General features: G+C 58.7%; 14 protein-coding genes and 3 tRNA genes. 8 read left to right on the plus strand and 9 right to left on the minus strand.

Translation table 11 applies throughout. The annotated features are described in order from the left end of the window. Window positions 1-4 precede the first annotated feature (4 nt). Window positions 5-346 carry a hypothetical protein gene (locus tag ACR0JN_RS14460; protein WP_480886540.1) on the plus strand — a complete coding sequence of 114 codons (342 nt, stop codon included), beginning with the start codon at window positions 5-7 and terminating at the stop codon, window positions 344-346. Between the two features lie 157 nt (window positions 347-503). Here ACR0JN_RS14460 and ACR0JN_RS14465 read toward each other — a convergent pair whose 3' ends face one another. From ACR0JN_RS14465 to ACR0JN_RS14475, 3 genes are all read right to left on the minus strand, one after another. Continuing rightward, window positions 504-866 (minus strand): SUF system Fe-S cluster assembly protein, encoded by a 363-nt coding sequence (locus tag ACR0JN_RS14465; protein ID WP_480886541.1) that lies wholly within the window; start codon window positions 864-866, stop codon window positions 504-506. Between the two features lie 94 nt (window positions 867-960). Beyond that, window positions 961-1,239: an NfeD family protein gene (locus tag ACR0JN_RS14470; RefSeq protein WP_480886543.1), complete on the minus strand. Its 279-nt coding sequence runs from the start codon at window positions 1,237-1,239 to the stop codon at window positions 961-963. After that, the gene (locus tag ACR0JN_RS14475) at window positions 1,239-2,129 is read right to left on the minus strand and encodes an SPFH domain-containing protein (RefSeq protein WP_480886545.1); all 891 of its coding nucleotides are present in this window, start codon (window positions 2,127-2,129) and stop codon (window positions 1,239-1,241) included. Before ACR0JN_RS14475 ends, ACR0JN_RS14470 begins: the two co-directional genes overlap by 1 nt. A gap of 175 nt (window positions 2,130-2,304) precedes the next feature. On the opposite strand from ACR0JN_RS14475, the gene ACR0JN_RS14480 reads away from it, so the two are divergent. The 4 genes from ACR0JN_RS14480 to lon all read left to right on the plus strand — a co-directional run bounded on the left by ACR0JN_RS14480 (window position 2,305) and on the right by lon (window position 7,529). Beyond that, complete coding sequence (locus tag ACR0JN_RS14480; protein WP_480886547.1) at window positions 2,305-3,216, plus strand: nucleoside hydrolase; 912 nt, start codon at window positions 2,305-2,307, stop codon at window positions 3,214-3,216. Window positions 3,217-3,279: 63 nt separating this feature from the next. After that, entirely contained in the window at window positions 3,280-4,410 is a 1,131-nt protein-coding gene (gene tgt / locus ACR0JN_RS14485) for a tRNA guanosine(34) transglycosylase Tgt (protein WP_480886550.1), read from the plus strand. A gap of 90 nt (window positions 4,411-4,500) precedes the next feature. Beyond that, on the plus strand, window positions 4,501-4,908 hold the full coding sequence (locus tag ACR0JN_RS14490) for a DUF6636 domain-containing protein (RefSeq protein ID WP_480886553.1): 408 nt from the start codon (window positions 4,501-4,503) through the stop codon (window positions 4,906-4,908). A 212-nt stretch (window positions 4,909-5,120) separates the two neighbouring features. Continuing rightward, a complete protein-coding gene (lon, locus tag ACR0JN_RS14495; RefSeq protein ID WP_480886555.1) occupies window positions 5,121-7,529 on the plus strand; it encodes an endopeptidase La in 2,409 nt (802 codons plus the stop codon). 50 nt (window positions 7,530-7,579) lie between these two features. On the opposite strand, the gene ACR0JN_RS14500 is transcribed toward lon, so the two are convergent. Further along, a complete protein-coding gene (locus ACR0JN_RS14500) occupies window positions 7,580-9,166 on the minus strand; it encodes an APC family permease (protein ID WP_480816996.1) in 1,587 nt (528 codons plus the stop codon). A 120-nt stretch (window positions 9,167-9,286) separates the two neighbouring features. After that, a tRNA-Val gene (locus ACR0JN_RS14505) sits at window positions 9,287-9,361 on the minus strand. A gap of 212 nt (window positions 9,362-9,573) precedes the next feature. Between ACR0JN_RS14505 and ACR0JN_RS14510 the strand changes: the two genes are divergently transcribed. The 3 genes from ACR0JN_RS14510 (at window position 9,574) to uvrA (ending at window position 12,797) form a co-directional block, all read left to right on the plus strand. Beyond that, window positions 9,574-9,650, plus strand: a tRNA-Asp gene (locus ACR0JN_RS14510). A 45-nt stretch (window positions 9,651-9,695) separates the two neighbouring features. Then, a tRNA-Asp gene (locus ACR0JN_RS14515) sits at window positions 9,696-9,772 on the plus strand. Window positions 9,773-9,938: 166 nt separating this feature from the next. Further along, window positions 9,939-12,797: an excinuclease ABC subunit UvrA gene (gene uvrA, locus ACR0JN_RS14520; protein ID WP_480886557.1), complete on the plus strand. Its 2,859-nt coding sequence runs from the start codon at window positions 9,939-9,941 to the stop codon at window positions 12,795-12,797. A gap of 15 nt (window positions 12,798-12,812) precedes the next feature. Here the strand turns inward: uvrA and ACR0JN_RS14525 are convergent, their stop codons facing one another. The 4 genes from ACR0JN_RS14525 to ACR0JN_RS14540 all read right to left on the minus strand — a co-directional run bounded on the left by ACR0JN_RS14525 (window position 12,813) and on the right by ACR0JN_RS14540 (window position 16,367). Then, window positions 12,813-13,199, minus strand: coding sequence for a hypothetical protein (locus tag ACR0JN_RS14525; RefSeq protein ID WP_480886560.1), 387 nt, complete (start codon window positions 13,197-13,199; stop codon window positions 12,813-12,815). A gap of 101 nt (window positions 13,200-13,300) precedes the next feature. After that, a complete protein-coding gene (mmsB, locus tag ACR0JN_RS14530) occupies window positions 13,301-14,173 on the minus strand; it encodes a 3-hydroxyisobutyrate dehydrogenase (RefSeq protein ID WP_480886562.1) in 873 nt (290 codons plus the stop codon). Window positions 14,174-14,176: 3 nt separating this feature from the next. Next, window positions 14,177-15,217, minus strand: coding sequence for an enoyl-CoA hydratase/isomerase family protein (locus tag ACR0JN_RS14535; protein ID WP_480886563.1), 1,041 nt, complete (start codon window positions 15,215-15,217; stop codon window positions 14,177-14,179). A gap of 7 nt (window positions 15,218-15,224) precedes the next feature. Further along, window positions 15,225-16,367, minus strand: a complete 1,143-nt coding sequence (locus ACR0JN_RS14540; RefSeq protein ID WP_480886565.1) for an acyl-CoA dehydrogenase family protein — start codon at window positions 16,365-16,367, stop codon at window positions 15,225-15,227. Window positions 16,368-16,371 lie beyond the last annotated feature (4 nt).

The raw sequence follows: 16,371 nt of genomic DNA on the forward strand, positions 1-16,371 counted from the left end.
TAAAATGAACGCAGTAGAACGTAAATCTAAAGTTCTTCGCAGTACTGGTTTGGCGGTCTTTGCCGCTGCGGTAACGCTGGCCGGAGCAGTTTCCGCGGCGACCGACGAGAAAACACACCCGGTCAACTGCGCAACAGCCGAGGGCGACCTGCGCGCCATTGCGGCAGAGAAGAAGCATGCTCAGGATCAGCAGGTGGAAAGTGTCGCCGCAATCACGCCAGCAGGTGCGTTGTTAGGTTTGATTACGGGCACTGAGAACAAGAGATTGCAAATGTTGTCAGGGGATTACGTGAAAAAGCTTGATGAGCGCGCGGCCGAGATCAAAGCGACCTGCGGGGTCGAATAGCCCGGCGGACCATCGGTATTGGGGCCCGGCTGTTGCGTGGTCGGCCCGGTGCAATCTGGGCCGCCATGTATGTCCGGCAGAACCGTGACAAGGAATGCTTGGTTCCATAGCAGGTCAATTGCCGTTTTGTGACACTGCACGACGCTGCAGGGAGCGATTACATAAAGCCAAGCTCTAGTCGGGCTTCGTCAGACATCATCTCCATGCCCCAGGGCGGCTCCCACGTCAGTTCCACGTCCACCTCTTTGACACCTGCGACAGGTTCGATGGCCTCCATGATCCATCCCGGCATGTCGCCTGCGACGGGGCAGCCGGGTGCTGTCAGGGTCATGATCACCTTGACCGCATTATCCTTGGCAATGTCGATCGTGTAGATCAGGCCCAAATCATAGATATTTACAGGAATTTCAGGGTCATAGACCGTTCGGCATGCCTCGACCACCGGTTCGTACAGGGGATGTTCAATTGTTGAGGGCGCGATAAGCGGTGTGCCTTCAAACTGTTCACTCGGATGAGTCATTGGTGCCTCTGGTCAGTTGCCTGAGTGATTATATAGGGAATACCCGCGACAGCGTCCAGAGGTGCGGTGGTGCCCAGACAGGGCACCAACCAGATCAATCGTTGATATCATGTTCGAAGGTTTTTACCTGACCATGCGGCAGGGCGAACATCCGGCGTAAAATTAGCCACGCGGCCAGCGATAATACTGCGAATATCAGCAGCAGGATCGGCAGAGAGGGCGCAACACCGGGGACAACCAGTATCAGGCCGGTGATCGCCGCGCCGATGGCGAAGCCAAGAAAGATAAAGCCCGGCAGCACGACCTCGAGTATCCCCAGCGCCAGCGCGGCGGCCAGCCAGATCCACCAGGTGAGCCAGAAGGGGTCTGCCATCATTTACCTCCTTTCAGCATTTTGAACGCATCGCCGAAGGCTTCAAGGGCATTTGCGGGCACAACGATGGTCTGGCTGCCGGTGCCGTTGCCCAACGCGTTCAGCGCTTCGACCTGTTTCAGCGCAACTTGATACTGCGCGGCTTCGATGCCGTTGTCCTGAATGGCCTTGGCGACAACGCCGGTGGCATAAGCTTCGGCCTCGGCCTGGATACGGCGGGCTTTGGCGGTTTGCTCGGCAGCGTACAGTTCAGCATCGGCCTGCAATTCGACCGAGCGTTTCTGGCCCTCGGCCTCGGTCACCTGCGCGCGGCGGGCGCGTTCGGCGTTCAGCTGCTGCAGCATCGCATCGCGGGTGGCCTGATCAAGGTTCACGTCCAGAATTTCGGCCCGGGTTACTTCGATGCCCCAGTCATCCACGGCGGTTTCGACGCTTTCCTGAATGCGTTCGATCAGTTGAGCGCGGTTCGATTGCACCTCATCCAGATCCATTTTACCGATCTCGGCCCGGACGATCCCGGCAACGGTCGTGGCAATCGCGCCGTCCACGTCGCGGATACGATAGACCGTCTTTTCCGGTTCCAGAATGCGGTAAAAGACCGAGGTGTCGATTTGCACCAGTACGTTGTCCTTGGTGATCGCATCCTGCGTCGCATTCGGCAGCTGGCGTTCAAGAATAGATATCTTGTGACGCGCAACATCCAGAAACGGAACGATAAAATTGATGCCCGGGCCAAGGACCGAGTGCAGGCGACCAAACCGTTCGACCACGTATTTCTCGGATTGCGGGACGATCTTGATCCCTTTGAAAATAACGATGATAACCAGCGCGGCGGCCAGTAGGTAAATGATGTTTGACGAAAGTAGTCCGATAATCATCTCTTCGTTCATATCTGCCCTCTTTTATTGTGTACTATAGTATACATATGTGGGTTGAGTCGCCCGATTTCAACTCTGGTATGGATGGAAACAGGCGCGATTCAAGTGTGAAAAGGGGGTTGGCCGGGGTGGTAATCCGGCGCTGTGACCGCTTTGCATCCCGGGATGATTGCGGTATCGGGGCGGGATGAAACTGATTATCGACACGGATCCTGGCATAGACGATGCGATGGCTATTGCCTATGCCGCCGCAGCGCCTGAAATCAACCTTATCGGGCTGACCACCGTTTTTGGCAATACCCATGTCCACCAATCCAGCCGCAACGCCCGGTTTTTGTTGCACAAACTGGGCCTGAACGTGCCGGTGGCGGAAGGCGTTTCAGCCGCGCGGGATGCGGAGTGTCACTCGCCCTCGGATCATGTTCACGGGCCAGAGGGGTTTGGGGATTTCACTGACATTCCCGAGATTGGTGAGAACCACGCGCTGCCGGCCGCCGCCTTTCTGGTCGAGATGGCGCGCAGGCACAAAGGAGAACTGGTGGTCTGTGCCATCGGGCCGCTGACCAATATCGCGGATGCGATGCGGCTTGATCCGGAGTTCAGGCAAAACCTGAAACGGCTGGTCATTATGGGCGGGGCGGTTTTCAGCCGGGGCAACATTACCGATCACGCCGAGGCGAATATCTATCACGACGTGCAGGCCGCTGATGAGGTCTTCGCAGCCCCACCGGAGACGGTTTTGGTCGGGTTGGATGTCACGTTAAAAACCCTCTACGAGACGGCGGATTTTGAGGCGCTTGCCGAACGCTCGCCCGATATGGGGGCGTTCCTGCGCGATATCTCTCGATTTTATCTGAAGTTCTACAAAGACATAGGCGGCTTGGAAGGGTGCGGGTTGCACGATTCGACCGCCGTGATCGCCTGTACGCATGCACACATGTTCGATACGGTTCGCACAGGTCTGAGGGTTGTCTCCAGCGGCGATGAAACCGGCGCGACCCGCGCGGACACCTCGCGCCCGCCGGTGACCGTTTGCCGGGACGTGGATGGGGCAGGGGTGGTGCGTCTGTTTACTGAGCGTGTCGCCTCTCTGCCCTGACGGGTTGCAATGGCGGGTGGGATCGGGCAAATGCTGCCCGGTTCCGCGATCTGAGACGATGACATGACCCAGCAGTTTTCCTTTGACCTGAAAGCCACCGACGGCAAGGCCCGGACCGGCGTGATCCGGACACCAAGGGGTGGGGTGCGCACGCCCGCCTTCATGCCGGTTGGAACGGCGGCGACGGTCAAAGCGATGATGCCGGAAAGCGTGCGCGCAACCGGGGCGGATATCCTGTTGGGCAACACATATCACCTGATGCTGCGGCCCACAGCCGAGCGGATTGATCGTCTGGGCGGTTTGCACAAGTTCATGAACTGGGACCGGCCCATCCTGACCGATTCAGGCGGTTTTCAGGTCATGTCGCTGGCAGGGTTGCGAAAGCTCACCGAAAAAGGCGTAACGTTCAAATCCCATATCGACGGGTCCAAGCACGAATTGACGCCGGAACGGTCGATGGAAATCCAGCGGTTGCTGGGCTCCGACATTGTCATGTGTTTCGACGAATGCCCGGCCTTGCCCGCTGACCGGGACCGCATTGCCGATTCTATGCGCCTGTCGATGCGGTGGGCTGGTCGCTCGCGTGAGGCGTTCGGGGATCGACCCGGTCATGCCTTGTTCGGCATCATGCAGGGCGGGCTGGAGCGCGACCTGCGCGAAGAAAGCGCCGAGGCGCTGAAAGACATAGGTTTCGAAGGCTACGCAATCGGCGGTCTGGCCGTGGGCGAGGGGCAGGAGGCCATGTTCGATTGCCTCGACTACGCGCCCGATTTCCTGCCGACCGACAGACCGCGCTACCTGATGGGGGTCGGCAAGCCGGACGACATAGTTGGGGCGGTTGCGCGCGGCGCGGACATGATGGACTGCGTGCTTCCTTCACGCTCGGGACGCACCGGACAGGTCTTTACGCGGTTCGGGGTGGTAAACATCAAGAACGCCCGCCACGCCGATGATCCGCGTCCGCTGGACGAGGCGTGCTCGTGCCCGGCGTGCTCGAACTATTCCCGTGCCTATCTGCACCACGTGTTCCGCGCCAATGAGATGATCTCGGGCATGCTGCTGACCTGGCACAATCTGCATTACTTTCAAGAGATCATGCAAGGCATGCGCGACGCGATTGCGGCGGGCAAGTTCGAGGACTGGCAGGCGAAGTTCCATGCGCAACGGGCGCAGGGCGATATCGAGCCGTACTAAACCCCAGCGCAGTGACAATCGGGCCGGTTGAAGCTACACTTCAGCCACTTTCAGAACGTACCGATTGTTTCATAAGCCTTTGGGGGTTTTATGTTCCGTTTCATCCTTTGCGCCATCATTTTCTGCGCCACGCCTGCAATTTCAGACATCTGGACCTTCGAAACGCCGTCCGAGAACATTCAATGCTCGGTCGGGGAAGGCCCGGTGAATTCGGATATCCAGTGTACCATTATCGAACGATACGGCCCGCCGGCACTGCCGCGCCCGGCAAATTGTCAGTCGGATTGGGGGCATGATTTCCTGATGTTCAACACGGGCGGGGTTCAAATGCTCTGCCAACCCCTGAACCGCAATCAAGGCGGGTTCGATCGCGCCGAATATGGCGTCACAGGGCAGTTCGGCGGGTTCACCTGCCATTCTTCGACCAAGGGACTGGAATGCCGGAACCAGGATGGCCACGGATTCTTCCTGTCCCGCGCGGTTCAGAGGGTATTCTGAGCGCTTTCTGGGCCGCCTCGACTAATTTCGGTGGATATGTCTGGCGGACGCCTTGCAGTCCGGAAAACCTCGGGTCATGCTGATTCACGAGACATGGCGGTAAGGTTGAAACGGGCAAACAGGAGCCCCACCTTTATCGTCCAAGACAGGAGATGGCCAAAGGTTGCCTGAATCAGGGACCGGTGCCGTCTTGCCAACGATAAGGATTGAGCATGCAAGAGCCTCTGAATTCCTCATACCCCGTCCTGCCGCTGCGCGACATCGTGGTGTTTCCACATATGATCGTGCCGCTGTTTGTGGGCCGCGATAAATCGGTCCGTGCACTGGAAGAGGTGATGCAGGATGACAAGCAAATTCTGTTGTCCAGCCAGATTGACCCCGGCGTCGATGACCCGGATGAGGACGGTATTTACCGGTCCGGCGTGCTGGCCAACGTTCTGCAACTGCTGAAACTGCCCGATGGCACCGTCAAGGTGCTAGTCGAAGGTCAAGCGCGGGTGCAGATCACTGAATTCCTTGAAAACGAAGACTTCTTTGAAGCGCGGGCGGAGTATCTGACCGAGATCCCCGGCGACGTGACCACGACCGAGGCACTGCTGCGCACCGTCGCGGATGAGTTCGAACGCTATGCCAAAGTGCGCAAGAACATCCCCGAAGAAGCCTTGACCGCCGTAGGTGAAACCACCGAGCCTGCGAAGCTGGCCGATCTGGTCTCGGGTCATCTGGGCATTGAGGTTGAGCAAAAGCAGGAACTGCTTGAGACGCTTTCGGTTAGCGAGCGGCTTGAAAAGGTCTATGGCCTGATGCAGGGCGAAATGTCGGTTCTGCAGGTCGAGAAAAAGATCAAGACCCGCGTCAAATCCCAGATGGAGAAGACGCAGCGCGAATATTATCTGAATGAACAGATGAAGGCCATTCAGAAGGAACTCGGCGATGGCGAGGACGGCTCGAACGAAGTCGCCGAGTTGGAAGCCAAGATCAACGAGACCAGGCTGTCGAAAGAAGCGCGCGAAAAGGCTGAGGGCGAGCTGAAAAAGCTGCGCAATATGAGCCCGATGTCGGCTGAGGCCACGGTGGTTCGCAACTATCTGGACTGGATTCTGGCATTGCCGTGGGGCACCAAGTCCCGCGTCAAAAAGGACTTGGGCCGCGCGCAGGACATTCTGGACGCCGATCACTATGGGCTTGAGAAGGTCAAAGAGCGGATCGTTGAATATCTGGCGGTTCAGCAGCGTTCAAAAAAACTGAAAGGCCCGATCTTGTGCCTTGTTGGCCCTCCGGGCGTGGGTAAGACCAGTTTGGGTAAATCCGTTGCCAAAGCCACGGGGCGCGAGTTCATTCGCATCTCGCTTGGTGGTGTGCGTGACGAATCCGAAATCCGCGGCCACCGCCGGACTTACATTGGCTCGATGCCCGGTAAGATCATTCAGGCGCTGAAAAAGGCGAAGACCACGAACCCGCTCATCTTGCTCGATGAAATCGACAAGATGGGGCAGGATTTCCGAGGCGACCCGGCGTCGGCGATGTTGGAAGTGCTCGACCCGGAACAGAACAACACGTTCATGGATCACTATCTTGAGGTCGAATATGACCTGTCCAATGTGATGTTCCTGACCACGTCGAACAGCTACAACATGCCTGGCCCTCTGCTGGACCGGATGGAAATCATCCCGCTGGCCGGTTACACCGAAGAGGAAAAGAGCGAGATCGCCAAGCAGCACCTGATCAGCAAGCAGGTCAAGAACCACGGTCTGAAAGACAAAGAGTTCGAACTGACCGATGAGGCGCTGCAGAAGATCATCCGCACTTACACGCGTGAAGCGGGTGTGCGGAACCTCGAGCGTGAGATCGCCAAAGTGGCGCGGAAATCGCTGACCAAGATCATCAAGAAAGAGGCCGAAGCCGTCACGGTGACGCCTGACAATCTGGATGATTTCCTTGGGGTGCCGAAATTCCGCTATGGTCTGGCTGAACAGGACGATCAGATCGGTGTTGTGACCGGTTTGGCTTGGACCTCGGTCGGTGGCGACCTGCTGCATATCGAGGCGCTGAAGCTGCCGGGCAAGGGTCGGATGAAGACCACTGGCAAGCTGGGCGATGTGATGAAGGAATCCATCGACGCGGCCTCGTCTTATGTGCGGTCGATCTCGCCCCAGATCGGGGTGAAGCCGCCGAAGTTCGACTCGCTGGACATCCACGTGCACGTGCCCGATGGCGCAACGCCCAAGGACGGTCCCTCGGCGGGCCTGGCGATGGTGACCTCGATTGTCTCGGTTCTGACCGGTATTCCGGTGCGCAAGGATATCGCCATGACGGGTGAGGTGTCCCTGCGCGGTAACGCGATGCCGATTGGCGGGTTGAAGGAAAAACTGCTGGCGGCCCTGCGTGGCGGCATCAAGACGGTGCTGATCCCGGAAGAAAACGAAAAGGATCTGGCCGAGATTCCGGACAACGTGAAGGAAGGGCTGGAGATCATTCCAGTCACCCACGTCTCGGAAGTTCTGAAACAAGCCTTGGTCCGCGAGCCTGAACCTGTCGAATGGGACGAAGCCGCGGAAGAGGCTGCGGCGGCTGCGGCCAAGGCGACCGAAAGCTCAGGCCCTTCGGCGACAGCCCACTGAACTTGTGGTTAAGAACGGAAAAGGCGGGGACATCCCCGCCTTTTTTGTATTCAGAAGCCGATGACTGGTTTCTTGGCGTCCAAAATTTCTTCCTCGGCGATGTATTCCTGAAATTTCTCGTCCCGCAGCGCGGACCGCACGGCCAAACTGAAAATCACCACCGAAAACAAGACGCACAGAAGGATATCCCAACCGAACGGGATTTGTTTTAAAGAACCGTCCCCGAATTGCCCCAGGTAGGATATCAAGCCGATCCCTGCCAGATACGGGACCAGCCAGAGCGCCTCGGTCACGTCCATCTCGTCCAGCCGGTTGTGGAAGCGGGCCAGCAGCAGAACCAAACCGACGATCAGCGCGATGCCAAGGCGCCAGACCGTGTCCCAGCCGCTCCAGTAAACGACCAGCGTTGCGATGGCGAAGGCGGACACGGCGACTAACCTGACAGCAGGAATGCGAATGGAGCGGGGGTGGTCCGGCATCAACCGGCGCAGGCACACGACGGCGATAGGGCCAACCGCAAAGGACAGCACAATCGCCGCGCCGTTCAGAGCGATGACGGTCGTGAACGGAACCGTCAAAAGGAACAGGATGCCGATCAGGAAATTGAGCGCCAAAGCCCACAAAGGAACGCCGAATGAAGACAGCATCATAAGGCGTTTCGGCAGGAAACCGTTTTTCGACAACGCCATGGCGATCCGGGCGTTCGAACCGGTGGCAACCAGCCCGTTCCCGAAGGGCCCGACCACCGAGCCGATATTCAGAACGCTCAGGAACCAGACAAAGCCAACGGACATGATCACGCCGTCCAGCGGGCCTTGCCCGCCGAAGCTGAGGTTGGCCCAGCCGTCTTTCAGCATGCCCGGTTCAAGCGCGCCGATGAACGCGATTTGAAGGCCAAGGTAGATGGCTGCGCAAAGCACGATGGACAAAACCAGCGCAGCGGGGATGGCGAATTTCGGGTTCCGCACCTCTCCGGCCATATCGACCACATGGCGGAAGCCTATGAACGAGAAGATTACTCCTCCGGTCGAGACGGCAGCCATGATGCCTTGCAGCCCGTGGGGCGCGAAACCGTCGGGTTGTGTGAAGTTCTGAACCTCGAACCGGTTGGCAATCAGCAAGACTGACAAAACGACCGGAATCGCGATCTTCGCCCATGTCAGAGCCGCATTCACATGGGTGAAGAACTTGACCCCCAGCGCATTGACCGCGACGAACAGCAACATGAAGAACAAGGCGACCGCAATGCCCGCACCGGTCAAATCGCCTGTGTCTGCAGTGTGTAACCATGGGGCATAGGGCGCGAGGTATTTCAGCATCGCCTCAACCTCGATCGGGGCGGTGGTGTTGTACCCGATCCAAGCCGTCCAACCCATCGCCAAAGAGACGATGTTGCCGTGCGAAAACTGCGGAACCCGCGCGATGCCTCCGGGAATCGGCAACATGGCCGAAATCTCGGCAAAAGTGATGGCCAGGATGAACATGGCTGAAGCACCCATGATCCAGGACAGAATTGCGGCAGGACCTGCGTGTTGCACCGCCAGAAGCGGCCCAAAAAGCCAGCCGGACCCGATGATTCCACCGACCGAGATAAAGGTCAGTCCGACAAGGCCAATATCCCGCTTCAAACCGGCCACGCCGTCACCCCGTCTGCCATCGCCGATTGATCACACGGCAGTCAGAAAAGGATACGCAGGCTAATCGTTTTCTGACAAGCGCTTAGCGTCAACTCTGTCCGTCGAACGAAAGAATGGGAATGGTGGGTGATAACGGATTTGAACCGCTGACATCTTCGATGTGAACGAAGCGCTCTACCACTGAGCTAATCACCCGTGAGGCGGCGTCTTACAGCGTCTGAGTTTGGTGCGCAAGCCTGCAAAGTTCCGGAAGGTTTCTCTACCCGCAGTTTTTCGGGTTGACCGTGGCTTGGGTCCGACGGCATCAGGAAAAAATCAGGTTCGTCGAAAAAACTTCAAAACGCCGCTTGACGATGTCAGGGCGTAGCCATAATACACCCAAACGTTCAGCAATGAACGTGCAGCGGGCGGTTGTAGCTCAGTTGGTTAGAGTACCGGCCTGTCACGCCGGGGGTCGCGGGTTCGAGCCCCGTCAACCGCGCCATCGCTGCATTCCTTGGTCCAGGGCAAAGGCCACGAATATAGATGCGCGGTTGTAGCTCAGTTGGTTAGAGTACCGGCCTGTCACGCCGGGGGTCGCGGGTTCGAGCCCCGTCAACCGCGCCACTTTCTTCCTTAAATAGTCAGTGTTTGGGGCCTTAGGCCGGGCGGTGCGCCGTTGTGTCAGGAGATGTCGGCAATAATCCGTTAGTTCACACTTTGTTCTAACTTTTCTGTTGGAGACTCAGCGCCGCTCGCCTATTTCTGAGAGACGTGTTGGTTGGGGGCCAGAATGGCTGAGCTGAAGAATATCGAGGTGCGCGGCGCGCGCGAGCATAACCTCAAAAGCATCGACGTGGATATTCCGCGCGATCAGTTGGTGGTGATCACCGGGTTGTCCGGTTCGGGCAAGTCCTCGCTGGCCTTCGACACGATCTATGCGGAAGGGCAGCGGCGCTATGTTGAAAGCCTGTCGGCCTATGCGCGGCAGTTTCTGGACATGATGGAAAAGCCGGATGTGGACCACATCAGCGGTCTAAGCCCGGCAATTTCGATTGAGCAGAAGACGACCTCGAAGAACCCACGCTCGACGGTCGGCACTGTCACCGAGATTTACGACTACTTGCGTTTGCTATTTGCGCGCGCGGGCACGCCTTATAGTCCGGCGACCGGCCTGCCGATTGAGGCGCAACAGGTGCAGGACATGGTCGACCGGATCATGGGAATGGAGGACGGCACGCGCGGTTATCTTCTGGCCCCCATCGTGCGCGACCGGAAGGGTGAGTACAAAAAAGAGTTTCTGGAACTGCGCAAACAGGGGTTTCAGCGTGTGAAGGTCGATGGCGCATTCTACGAGTTGGATGAACCGCCGACGCTGGACAAGAAGTTCCGCCATGACATTGACGTAGTCGTGGATCGCCTCGTCGTGCGCGAAGGGATGGAGACGCGGCTGGCTGACAGCCTGCGCACCGCGTTGGACTTGGCCGATGGCATCGCCATTCTGGAAACCGCCCCACGCGAAGGCGACCCCGAGCGTATCACATTCAGCGAAAATTTTGCCTGCCCGGTCAGCGGCTTCACCATCCCCGAGATCGAGCCGCGCCTGTTCTCGTTCAACGCACCATTCGGGGCCTGCCCGGATTGTGATGGTCTGGGGGTCGAGCTGTTCTTTGACGAACGTCTTGTGGTACCCGACCAGACGTTAAAACTCTACGATGGTGCTCTGGCGCCTTGGCGAAAAGGGAAGTCTCCGTATTTCCTGCAGACCATCGAGGCCATCGCGCGGCACTATGAGTTCGACAAGAACACGCCGTGGAAAGACCTGCCAGCAAAGGTGCAACAGGTGTTCCTGCGGGGCTCGGGCGATGAGGAAATCCAGTTTCGCTATGACGAAGGCGGGCGGGTCTATCAGGTCACCCGCAGCTTTGAGGGCGTCATTCCCAACATGGAGCGCCGTTACCGCGAGACGGACAGCGCCTGGATTCGCGAAGAATTCGAGCGCTATCAGAACAATCGCCCCTGCGGTACCTGTGAGGGGTATCGTCTGCGGCCCGAGGCTTTGGCGGTTAAAATCGCAGGTCTGCATGTTGGGCAGGTGGTCGAGATGTCGATACGCGAGGCGCTGGCCTGGATCGAAGACGCGCCGAACCAACTGAGCGCGCAGAAGAACGAGATCGCCCGGGCCATCCTCAAGGAAATTCGCGAGCGGCTTGGATTCCTGAATAATGTGGGTTTGGAATACCTTACGCTTTCACGTTCAAGTGGAACGCTTTCCGGCGGCGAAAGCCAGCGCATTCGTTTGGCCAGCCAGATCGGCTCGGGCCTGACCGGTGTTCTTTACGTGCTTGACGAACCCTCAATCGGTTTGCACCAGCGGGATAATGACCGGTTGCTGGGCACGCTCAAGAACCTGCGGGATCAGGGCAATACCGTAATCGTCGTAGAGCATGACGAAGAAGCGATCCGCGAGGCGGATTATGTCTTCGATATCGGCCCCGGTGCGGGCGTGCATGGCGGGCAGGTTGTCAGCAAGGGCACGCCTGCGGATATCGCGGCGGATGCGGCCTCGATCACCGGGCAATACCTGTCCGGTACGCGCGAGATTGCGGTGCCATCGGATCGGCGCAAGGGGAACAAAAAGAAGGTGACAGTGGTCAAGGCGACCGGCAACAACCTAAAGAATGTCACTGTGGACTTCCCGTTAGGGAGATTTGTGTGTGTGACCGGCGTCTCCGGCGGCGGGAAGTCGACCCTGACGATTGAGACGCTGTTCAAGACGGCCTCGATGCGGTTGAACGGTGCCCGCCAGACGCCCGCGCCCTGCGAGACCATCAAGGGACTGGAGCATCTGGACAAGGTCATCGACATTGACCAGCGGCCTATCGGGCGGACTCCGCGTTCGAATCCAGCAACTTACACTGGGGCCTTCACCCCGATTCGAGATTGGTTCGCCGGTCTACCCGAGGCCAAGGCACGCGGCTACAAACCCGGCCGCTTCAGCTTCAACGTCAAGGGAGGTCGGTGCGAGGCTTGTCAGGGCGACGGTGTCATCAAGATCGAGATGCACTTCCTGCCCGATGTCTACGTGACCTGCGAGACCTGCAAGGGCGCGCGATATAACCGCGAGACGCTTGAGATCAAGTTCAAGGGTAAGTCCATCGCGGATGTTCTTGATATGACAGTGGAAGACGCGCAGGAGTTCTTCAAAGCCGTGCCCTCGATCCGTGACAAGATGGATGCGCTGGCGCGGGTGGGTCTGGGCTATATCAAGGTGGGTCAGCAGGCGACGACCCTTTCTGGGGGTGAGGCGCAGCGGGTGAAGCTGTCGAAGGAACTAAGCAAACGCTCAACCGGGCGGACGCTTTACATTCTGGATGAACCGACCACCGGCTTGCATTTCGAAGACGTCCGTAAGCTGTTGGAAGTGCTGCATGAACTGGTCGATCAGGGCAACACGGTCGTTGTGATTGAACACAATCTGGACGTGGTCAAAACCGCCGATTGGATCATTGATATCGGGCCAGAGGGCGGCGATGGCGGTGGTCGGATCGTGGCCGAGGGCACTCCGGAAAAAGTGGCCGAGAGCGCCGGCAGCCATACAGGGCATTACCTGAAGCCAATGCTCAATCCCGAACGGGTCGCTGCGGAATAGCGGCCCGGGTCTGTCTTAGTACAGGATATCGGCAACTGCACCGATCAGGTTAAGGACTTTTCGCGTCTCGGGGTCAATTCGATACACATAGTCCCCGGCGCGCACGTAATTTCCGCCCCGGTTCAGGCCATAGCGATAGGGGTCGTTGATCCAGTAGTAGTCCCGACTGATCCGGTCACCGACGCGATACAGATTCTTGACCTGTCCCGGCGGCACGCAGGGGACGGCCTTTTTTGCAAGTCCGGGCGGGCAGTGACCAACCGCAGCGGAATTGTTGGGCGAGACGCGTTCGACCTTGAACCCGTTCTTGTTCTTGCCTTTGCCATTCCCGTTTCCAGCGTTAGCCGCAAGCGGGCTCAGCGCCAGAAGCGCGATCAAGCTGCAATGGATCAGGTGTTTCATAGGGGCCCCCATCTGCGTCGTAAGACATGTGCCATGCCCTCCTTACCTAAGAAAGGGGGCAACGACTTCAAGGTTACGCTTGCGCGGGTTCCCGCCTTTGGCTACCCGCGCCCGCGTTGTTCAAAGCGCGGCAGCATGGCCGAGAAATCTTTGCCCATGCCACCTTCGGCCTCAACGAACTGCTCATAAAGATCGGTCGCGGCCTGACCCAGAGGCGTATCCGCATCGGCGCTGTCGGCGGCCTGCTGGCTAAGGCGCAGGTCTTTCAGCATCAGTTCTGCCGCAAAGCCGGGCTGATAGTCATTGTCCGCCGGGCTGCTGGGACCCACACCGGGGGCGGGGCAATAAGCGTTCATGGTCCAGCTATAGCCCGAGGAGGTGCTGACCACATCGAACATCTTTTGCCGGTCCAGTCCCAGCTTGTCGGCCAGCGCAAACGCCTCGCATGTAGCGATCATGGTGACGCCGAGGATCATGTTGTTGCAAATCTTCGCAGCCTGACCCGCTCCAGCCTCGCCACAGTGCACAGCCTTTTGGCCCATGATGTCGAACAGGGGCGCGGCCTTGGCAAAGGCGTCCTGTGACCCGCCTGCCATGAAGGTCAGCGTGCCTGCAGACGCGCCGCCAATGCCGCCCGAGACCGGAGCGTCCACGGACAGTAAACCGGCAGCCCCGGCCTGTTCGGCCACGGCGCGTGCACTGTCGACATCCACGGTCGAGCAGTCCACGAGCGTCGCGCCCTGTTGCATGTGCGGGATGATCTGGTCGGCGACTGCGCGCAGGATGGCACCGTTGGGCAGCATGGTGATAACGATGTCAGCACCCGAAACCGCCTCGGTCGCGGTTGCAGCATTCGATAACCCCTCAACCGCCACGTCGGCTGTATCGAACCCAGTCACCTGATGGCCCGCCTTCGCAAGGTTGGCCGCCATCGGCGCGCCCATGTTTCCCAGTCCGATGAAACCGATTTGCATGCGTTAATCCTCCTCGAATGTCAGTGCGTCTGCGCCCAGCGGGTCAAGCATTTTGGTGACAGCTTCCGCCGGTACGGTCATATCGGGGAAATGCCAGTTCGGGTTGCGATCTTTGTCGATGATCTGCGCCCGGATGCCTTCCAGAATGTCCCCATGTTCCATCGCGCGAAAGGTGTATCTGTATTCCATCCCAAGCGCCTTTTGCATTGTCAGGGACGGGCCGCGTAAGCGGTGCAACATTTCGATTGTGCAGGCCATCGACAGGGGCGAGTTTTTCCCCAAAGTCCCGAGTGTTCTTTCGGAAAACGCTCCGGACGCATCGCCCAGACTGGTCAAGATATCGCCCAGCGTCTCTCCATCGAAGAATACGTCGATGTCCTGCTGCACGGTCTCTAACTCTCCGTCGGGCGGGGTCCGGGCGTGGGACGGCAAAAGGTTCGCATCGCTCGAGGCTTCAAGCATCGCAATCAAGTCTGGCCATTGTGCTTGTGGGATGAAGTGATCGGCAAAGCCCGCGTAAATCGCATCCGCCGGTCCCATCCGGTGCCCGGTTGTGCCCAGAAACTCGCCCAGACGTCCTGGGGCCTGAGCCAGTATCAGCGTACCGCCAACATCTGGCACCAGCCCGATCCCGCATTCCGGCATCGCGATTTTTGAGGTTTCGCCCACGATGCGGTGCGACCCGTGGCACCCGATGCCCACGCCGCCGCCCATGGTGAACCCCTGCAGGAAACTGACCACCGGTTTGGGGTATTCATAGATCAGCGCGTTCAGTCGGTATTCATCGCGCCAGAAGGTCCGGCCATAGGTGAAATCGCCCTTTGTGCCCGTGTCGTACAACTCGGCAATATCCCCACCGGCGCAAAATGCCTTTTCGCCCTCGGCATCGAGGATGATCAGATCCACCGCATCGTCATCGCGCCAGTTCCGCAGCGCGGTCTCTATAGCAAGACACATATCATAGGTCAGCGCGTTCAGCGCCTTGGGGCGGGTCAGGGTGATGCGCCCGGCGCGGCCGGTGGTGCGGATTTCGATGTCGGGCATGGTATCCTCAGTTCCGGGCGACCATCTGGCGGGCGACGATCACGCGCATGATTTCGTTCGTGCCTTCCAATATCTGATGCACACGCAAATCCCTCACAAGCTTTTCGATCCCATAATCCGCCAGATAGCCGTAACCGCCATGCAGTTGCAGGCATTGGTCGACGACTTTCGACCCTGTCTCGGTCACGAATTTCTTGGCCATGGCGCAAAACTTGGTGGCGTCCGGCGCGCCTTGGTCCAACTTCCACGCGGCCTGACGTAAGAACGTGCGGGCGGCCTGCAACTCGATCTCCATATCCGCCAGCCGGAACTGCAGCGCCTGAAACTGGTCGATGGATTGCCCAAAGGCTTTGCGCTCGGACATATACTGCAACGTCATATCCAATCCCGCCTGCGCGGCTCCCAACGAGCACGAGGCGATGTTCAGCCGCCCGCCGTCCAACCCCATCATGGCGTATTTGAAACCGTCGCCCTCGGTCCCGACCAGATTGCCCGCGGGGATTTTGCAATCGTCGAACTGTACCTGCGCGGTCGGCTGGCTTTGCCAGCCCATCTTCTTTTCCAAGGCGCCGAAACTCAGGCCCGGCGCGCCATCCTCGACATAAACCGTTGAGATGCCCTTTGGTCCGTCCTGACCGGTGCGTACCATGCAGACATAGGCATCTGAGTACCCGCCGCCCGATATAAAGGCCTTGGTCCCGTTCAGCGTATATCCTTCGTTGGTACGTTCTGCGCGGGTTTTAAGTGCCGCCGCGTCCGAGCCCGAGGCGGGTTCGGTCAGGCAATAGCTCAGCACCGTGTTCAGTGACAGAATATCCGGCATGACACGGGATTTCAGGTCGGCGCTGCCAAAGCTGTCCAGCATCTTGGCGCACATGTTGTGGATCGAGAGAAACGCCGCGACCGAGGGGCAGGCCATCGACAACGCCTCGAACACCAGTGTGGCGTCCAAACGGCCCAGACCCGATCCGCCGCCGTCTTCCGAGACATAGAGGCCGCCGAATCCCAGTTCTCCAACGCGGGGCCATAGGTCTTTGGGGATCGTGCCCTCGGCCTCCCACTGACGTGCGAATGGGGCGATGTTTTCCTGCCCAAACGAATAGGCCATGTCGAAAATGGCTGTCTGTTCCTCGCTCAGTGCGAAATCCATGGCG

It is taken from the genome of Ruegeria sp. G12 (assembly GCF_056533565.1).

Excerpts from the sequence above, each read along its gene's own strand:
- ACR0JN_RS14460 (WP_480886540.1), top strand. The coding sequence starts at position 5 with ATGAACGCAGTAGAACGTAAATCTAAAGTTCTTCGCAGTACTGGTTTG.
- ACR0JN_RS14465 (WP_480886541.1), bottom strand. The coding sequence starts at position 866 with ATGACTCATCCGAGTGAACAGTTTGAAGGCACACCGCTTATCGCGCCC.
- ACR0JN_RS14470 (WP_480886543.1), bottom strand. The coding sequence starts at position 1,239 with ATGGCAGACCCCTTCTGGCTCACCTGGTGGATCTGGCTGGCCGCCGCG.
- ACR0JN_RS14475 (WP_480886545.1), bottom strand. The coding sequence starts at position 2,129 with ATGAACGAAGAGATGATTATCGGACTACTTTCGTCAAACATCATTTAC.
- ACR0JN_RS14480 (WP_480886547.1), top strand. The coding sequence starts at position 2,305 with ATGAAACTGATTATCGACACGGATCCTGGCATAGACGATGCGATGGCT.
- tgt (WP_480886550.1), top strand. The coding sequence starts at position 3,280 with ATGACCCAGCAGTTTTCCTTTGACCTGAAAGCCACCGACGGCAAGGCC.
- ACR0JN_RS14490 (WP_480886553.1), top strand. The coding sequence starts at position 4,501 with ATGTTCCGTTTCATCCTTTGCGCCATCATTTTCTGCGCCACGCCTGCA.
- lon (WP_480886555.1), top strand. The coding sequence starts at position 5,121 with ATGCAAGAGCCTCTGAATTCCTCATACCCCGTCCTGCCGCTGCGCGAC.
- uvrA (WP_480886557.1), top strand. The coding sequence starts at position 9,939 with ATGGCTGAGCTGAAGAATATCGAGGTGCGCGGCGCGCGCGAGCATAAC.
- ACR0JN_RS14525 (WP_480886560.1), bottom strand. The coding sequence starts at position 13,199 with ATGAAACACCTGATCCATTGCAGCTTGATCGCGCTTCTGGCGCTGAGC.
- mmsB (WP_480886562.1), bottom strand. The coding sequence starts at position 14,173 with ATGCAAATCGGTTTCATCGGACTGGGAAACATGGGCGCGCCGATGGCG.
- ACR0JN_RS14535 (WP_480886563.1), bottom strand. The coding sequence starts at position 15,217 with ATGCCCGACATCGAAATCCGCACCACCGGCCGCGCCGGGCGCATCACC.
- ACR0JN_RS14540 (WP_480886565.1), bottom strand. The coding sequence starts at position 16,367 with ATGGATTTCGCACTGAGCGAGGAACAGACAGCCATTTTCGACATGGCC.